This window comes from Acinetobacter johnsonii (assembly GCF_048551975.1).
GTDB lineage: Bacteria > Pseudomonadota > Gammaproteobacteria > Pseudomonadales > Moraxellaceae > Acinetobacter > Acinetobacter johnsonii_A.
Genome location: NZ_JBIMCF010000082.1, coordinates 1 through 502 on the forward strand (window position 1 = coordinate 1; position 502 = coordinate 502).

A 502-nucleotide genomic window follows, 5' to 3' on the forward strand; every position below is an offset into this window, starting at 1 on the left:
ATAACGTGTATTATGTTAATTTTAGGGAAATTTAAGAATCTCTATGCAATGGTTTATTCAATATTCTTTGATTTCTTATCTTTTAGGTTAATCAGAAATAGCCAATAACATAAGCCAGGAAATAGAGCCATAAAGATAGTCCATGTATCTGTATACATCTTCCACCACTCTTTCGAAATTTCTCCTGTGTGACTCCATCCAAAAAGAATAAAAAATGGAGTAGCAATAATTATAGAGGCAATACAGATAGTTAATAAATTAAGACTGTTATAACGATTTAAAAGAATTGAGAATATGAAGCTGAAAGGTACAGTCAAAATACAATAAGCCAAGTAGACAAGACCGTGCCCTACAAGAACCACTAAAATCGAGTATAGGCTGTATTCCTGATTCATTACGATAAACAGGACTGCTGTGAAAAAAAGTAGTGGTAAAGGAGAAAGTAAGAGAGCTTTTACTATTTTTTCATTTGAGTATTTCACTAATTTAATTCTCTTATCTA

Annotated in this window: 1 protein-coding gene; it reads right to left on the reverse strand. The window is 31.1% G+C overall.

The window, feature by feature from the left end; all coding sequences use genetic code 11:
- Positions 1 to 53: 53 nt before the first annotated feature.
- Entirely contained in the window at positions 54 to 482 is a 429-nt protein-coding gene (locus ACG9ZB_RS16720; RefSeq protein ID WP_000877730.1) for a hypothetical protein, read from the reverse strand.
- Positions 483 to 502 lie beyond the last annotated feature (20 nt).